Source organism: Arthrobacter sp. (genome assembly GCF_030540645.1).
Classification (GTDB): Bacteria; Actinomycetota; Actinomycetes; order Actinomycetales; family Micrococcaceae; genus Specibacter.
This window is the reverse complement of the sequence record NZ_JAUNVV010000134.1, coordinates 1-4472: the sequence shown is the minus strand read 5'-3', so window position 1 is coordinate 4472 and position 4472 is coordinate 1. Positions and strand designations below refer to the sequence as shown.

Genomic DNA, 4472 nt, shown 5'->3' with positions numbered 1-4472 from the left:
ACACACCGGCTAATCCCATCGACTGGCGGATATTGTTTCCGGTACACCAAGCCCCTAGTTCGCGGGAGGTGTATTGAGCTCCATGGTCACTGTGAAAAATTCCGTTGGCTTGCAGATGGCCCTTTTCTCTGGCCATTTCCAGTGCACTGACACACAGCGATGCGCGCATGTGGTCAGCCATGGCCCAGCCGACAATCATGCGGGTGCACAGGTCGATGACAGTGGCCAGATACAACCATCCCTCTCCCGTACGCAAATACGTGATATCGCCGACCAGGCGGGTGCCAGGGGTTTCCGCGGTGAAGTCACGGTTAATTAAGTCCTTGAAGACTTTGTCCGGATCGCCGGGGATGGTGGTGCGTTTGAAGGCGCGCATCCGCCTGGCCTGCCACCCGTTTTCAGCCATGATCGTGGCCACAGTACCCACGGAAACAGTCACCCCATCGGCGGCCAGTTTCGTATGAACCATGCGGTGGCCAAAGATCTCGTCGGAAGAATCGAACATCGTCTTCACGTGATCGGTCAGCTCCCTATGCCGGATGGTTGTGGGCGTATCGGTGGCATCGCGCCAGCGGTAGTACGAGGACCTAGGCACGCTGAGTTGCCGGCACATCCAGGCGACTTTTTCTCCAGCGTTCTCCTCCTGCTGAACAAAGCGGTAGGTATCATCTACCGTTGCTCCTTGGCGAAGAACGCTGACACTTTTTTTAGGAATTCATTCTCCCGTTCCACTTCACGCAGCCGGGCCTCCAAGGCCTTGTATTTCGTGGCATCCACCGGTTGATCCGGTTTCTTGCCCTCACCGCTTTGACCTTCGCGGGAGAGTTTGACCCAGCGTTTGAGAGCGGTCAGTGAGATGCCGAGTTCGGCAGCCACCAGAGCCAGCGGGCGGCCAGAAGATTCAGCTAACGCGACAGCGTCGGCCTTGAACTCATCAGAATAGGTTGGTCGAGAAGACATGGGAACAATCCTTTCAGGAACTGTCTCACATCATTACTACACCTCAGTCGTTAGTTGCCGATGACGAGGATGTTTGCGGTGGCTTCGATGAGGTCCTCTGTTGTGTGATGACTTCGAGTTATTTCTGCCGCAGCTCGCAGCCCGGCATAGCGCCTGGGACGCGTGAAAGACTAGATCAGCTGGCCATATTCTGGTAGCAAGCAGACTTTTTGTCGGATGGGGCCGCCGTGTCCTTTTTAGCCGTTGTTCTTCATTCTTTCAAAGCTCTTTGGGCAATTTTTTAGCACGTGGAAGATGGAATCGATTGTGCTTGGTGGGCCGGATCGGCTACTGCTCGTCCCACTTCAGCCCTAGAAGCCTGAACGCCTCGAGGACGTCCGAGTTGTCCGGGTAAAGCTCATGGTTGGCCCTGTGGCCCAGTCGTGGACTAATGGATGGGTCGCCAGGTTGCTCAAAGATCGCCCACAGCCTTAAGTCGTCCCCGTGGCGGGAGGAGAACTGGACCCCGTGGAACTCCCCGGTGGCGTAGATGTGGCTCGCGATGGCCTGGGTCAGGGCCCTGGGTTTGGCATCCTTCAGGGCCGCGGCATCGAAGTCTGTCAGGCCCAAGCCCAGAGCCATCCCAATGAACTGCGGATACAGCGCCGCTACGGATTCTGCCGCGGTGACCGCGCAGAACGTGCCGCTCATCAGCGCAGTCGCCGCCGTGCGACCATCCAGCCATTCCAGGGGAACAGTGCCTGGAACAACGGACGGGTAGAGGACCTTGTCCTGGTCGTCTTCTGCGATGTCGAGAAGGTCTATGGCCAGTCTGGGGTCCTTGCGGAAACAGGCCAGCACTTCGAGCAGGCAGCCCAGCAGGCTTGACCCGGCGTAGACGGTACGGAAGTTTCCTTCAAGGTCATCCCAGCGCCCTGGAAAGCGTCCGCTGGCCGCCCATTCCCAGCCGCTCCAAGCCCACGGGGTCGGCCGGAAACCAACACGCCACACCCTCTCGACAAGGCTCACTGATTTTAATTCCGGTGCTGTCACTGCCTCTAACCAGCCGACGTGAAAGCTCGCGCGGCAGCCAGGACCGCCGGCCCGGCCTCATCCAAAGGGCCTTCACGCAACAGCCGTGCCGGGGCAATGTCATCCAGTTGGGGGTTCATGCCCTGAAACCAGGCCTGCACGACGACGCGGGACTCTCGCTCGGCCAGCAGTGCAGCAACATGGTAGGCGGTGCGCAGCCTGAGCATCGTATCCTCAGCAGGTTCCCGCTCACCATCACTCCATTGCCTCACGGCACGGGTTTCCTTCACGGACCCCAGATAGGCCACGAGCTTTGCACCCAGGATATCCCGCAGATCTCGAACAAGCTCAGGGACCGGGAGCCGGATCGAATCCTGGTACGCCTGAAGTCCTCCACGGGGAGCTGCAACTGCTGTCATAAGCCCATGATTGCACACACAACAAGTATAATCAAGGGTCAAAACACGGTGAGAATCACACCTGAAATCACAAGTAAAAAATCGCCGATAACCAAGATTATGTAAGGTTCAGGGTTTTAGCGCCGTATGGCGACGGATTAGTAGACACGCTCTGATAGAGCCACCCAATTCCTGGATCATCTGGCTGTCAATGCTTTCGACGGCGGTCGCAGATCGCCTCGAAAAGACAGACTAAAATCCGAAGTCACTCAAGTCCGGATGGTCAAGCGGCCGGGGCCCGCTGGGATCCCAGTGGAACTTTCGGTCAGATTCCTTGATCGGCAAGTCGTTAATGCTCGCATGCCGCCACCGCATGAGCCCGTGCTCGTCAAAGTGCCAGTTCTCGTTGCCATAGGCACGGAACCACGCACCTTCTAGATCGTGATATTCGTAGGTGAAGCGCACAGCAATGCGGTTTCCATCGAACGCCCACATCTCTTTGATCAGCCGATATTCGAATTCGTGCTCCCACTTACGGGTAAGGAAAGCGATGATGGCGTCGCGCCCCTCAACGAATTCCGAGCGGTTGCGCCACCAGCTATCGACCGTATATGCGGACGCCACCTTTACCGGATCGCGCCCGTTCCAGCCGTCTTCACCGGCCCGGACTTTCTGCGTCGCGGTCTCACGTGTAAAGGGCGGGAACGGCGGCTTATCCTCGGTCATGGCTGTGCCTATCTGTCTGCCGGCCTCGTTTCCGGTTTATCATCCCGGACACTCCTCCGAACTCCTTCCCCGCCAACGTCTTGACCACTGCGATCAGCTCACCGACCATCGAAAACACATCAAGACGAACACAGGCGCTGCGACCACGCCAGTCTAGCCAGCTGACACACTAGAGGAAAAGAGCCAAGTCTGAAAAATGGCCCGGAACTGCGGTCATAAGGACAGCAACCAAAAAACGCGCAACGGTTTTCAAAAACAGGGGTGGGCACGGCGGAGCTTGCGGAGCCGGGACCGGCCCTCATCAGCCGGCCGCGCAGCGGTCGCCCCATAGCTTGGTGGGAGCTTGCGAGTACCAAGCCCTCGGTCAACCACCACTCCCCCACCAACCGCAACCAGGCGCGAAGAAAGGGCCGGCCAATTGGCCGGCCCTCCCACGGGCGCGCTATTTCTAGAATCGGTGGCACTAGGCCGTGGGGTTCACGCGTCTAATGTCTGTGGCACGGTGCCATTCAAGGACCGTACTGCCGTCGGTGCCGGTCATCCTGATCAAGCCATAGCTTCGTGTGTAGGCAACAGCACGGCCCCTACGCTCCCCAATCAACACCTGCGGTTCTGCCCAGACTGAGAAACGCTGCAAGGGCCCATCCCTTGGGTCGGGGTGCTCATCCATGGCAGCATCCAAGGCCAACATGGAAGCCACCGAATCAGGATCAAACTTGTTCACCCGCTCATTCTCCATCGAGGGTCAGACAAGGAGGGCCAGCTCAGTGAAGGGTGATGAGCAGGATCTAGCTCTGCTGCTCTCTGGGTTGGCTTTCTATGGCGGTGCGCTGCCCTGGGCGCAGAGCCCCCGGGGCGGCACCTTCCCAGAGGCGTCCATTGTTGTGTTTGCGTTGGAGTCGACGGACTTCTTTGAGGGTTGCGGCTTCAATCAGTTCCGAGACGGAGGCGTAGCCTTCGGCGTGGCCGGCGGCCAGGAACGCGGCCCTCAGCTGATCCGCATCCTTGCGGGTGAAGTACGGGGCAAAAGAGGACGGCTTGGCTTTACTCATCCTTCTTCTTTCTCCCAGGGCACGGGGCCGCCTCGATAGTTGCCGGAGCGGGTGGCCGCCCGGGCTTGGCGTACTGCTTCCATACTCACGGTATTGATCCGTTCTTTCTTGATGTGTCGTTCACAGTCTTGCAGGGCGAGCTGACGACGGGCCACCAACTCCACAAGGCTTCCCATGCCGGCCCTCTCATCATCATGTCCGTGGCGCAGACCGGTCTCGTACCCGGCCATCCAAATCCTCCACGCCAACGAATCCCGGGCAATGAACGCCGCCAATTCTTCTCCTTCCATCACGGCCGCTCACTCCCCCACACCAACAGCAACCG

General features: G+C 58.7%; 8 protein-coding genes. 1 reads left to right on the top strand and 7 read right to left on the bottom strand.

Features of this window, described 5'->3' with window-relative positions; genetic code table 11:
- The 7 genes from Q4P21_RS15835 to Q4P21_RS15805 all read right to left on the bottom strand — a co-directional run.
- Nucleotides 1-715 (bottom strand): IS3 family transposase (locus tag Q4P21_RS15835; protein ID WP_303389684.1); only part of this gene is annotated, 715 nt, incomplete at its 3' end.
- Nucleotides 670-960, bottom strand: coding sequence for a transposase (locus tag Q4P21_RS15830; RefSeq protein ID WP_170133339.1), 291 nt, complete (start codon nucleotides 958-960; stop codon nucleotides 670-672). The genes Q4P21_RS15835 and Q4P21_RS15830, both read right to left, overlap by 46 nt.
- A 327-nt stretch (nucleotides 961-1287) precedes the next feature.
- Nucleotides 1288-1968, bottom strand: coding sequence for an RES domain-containing protein (locus Q4P21_RS15825; RefSeq protein ID WP_303389683.1), 681 nt, complete (start codon nucleotides 1966-1968; stop codon nucleotides 1288-1290).
- Nucleotides 1969-1997: 29 nt separating this feature from the next.
- Nucleotides 1998-2390: a hypothetical protein gene (locus tag Q4P21_RS15820; protein ID WP_303389682.1), complete on the bottom strand. Its 393-nt coding sequence runs from the start codon at nucleotides 2388-2390 to the stop codon at nucleotides 1998-2000.
- Between the two features lie 231 nt (nucleotides 2391-2621).
- Nucleotides 2622-3095: a nuclear transport factor 2 family protein gene (locus tag Q4P21_RS15815; RefSeq protein WP_303389681.1), complete on the bottom strand. Its 474-nt coding sequence runs from the start codon at nucleotides 3093-3095 to the stop codon at nucleotides 2622-2624.
- Between the two features lie 463 nt (nucleotides 3096-3558).
- Nucleotides 3559-3819 carry a hypothetical protein gene (locus Q4P21_RS15810; RefSeq protein ID WP_303389680.1) on the bottom strand — a complete coding sequence of 87 codons (261 nt, stop codon included), beginning with the start codon at nucleotides 3817-3819 and terminating at the stop codon, nucleotides 3559-3561.
- A 64-nt stretch (nucleotides 3820-3883) separates the two neighbouring features.
- Nucleotides 3884-4147, bottom strand: coding sequence for a hypothetical protein (locus tag Q4P21_RS15805; protein WP_303389679.1), 264 nt, complete (start codon nucleotides 4145-4147; stop codon nucleotides 3884-3886).
- A 113-nt stretch (nucleotides 4148-4260) separates the two neighbouring features.
- Between Q4P21_RS15805 and Q4P21_RS15800 the strand changes: the two genes are divergently transcribed.
- Nucleotides 4261-4472: hypothetical protein (locus Q4P21_RS15800; RefSeq protein WP_303389678.1), on the top strand; the 212-nt coding region annotated here is incomplete at its 3' end.

Coding starts and splice junctions, on each gene's coding strand:
- Q4P21_RS15815 (WP_303389681.1), bottom strand. CDS start 3,095: ATGACCGAGGATAAGCCGCCGTTCCCGCCCTTTACACGTGAGACCGCG.
- Q4P21_RS15830 (WP_170133339.1), bottom strand. CDS start 960: ATGTCTTCTCGACCAACCTATTCTGATGAGTTCAAGGCCGACGCTGTC.
- Q4P21_RS15820 (WP_303389682.1), bottom strand. CDS start 2,390: ATGACAGCAGTTGCAGCTCCCCGTGGAGGACTTCAGGCGTACCAGGAT.
- Q4P21_RS15805 (WP_303389679.1), bottom strand. CDS start 4,147: ATGAGTAAAGCCAAGCCGTCCTCTTTTGCCCCGTACTTCACCCGCAAG.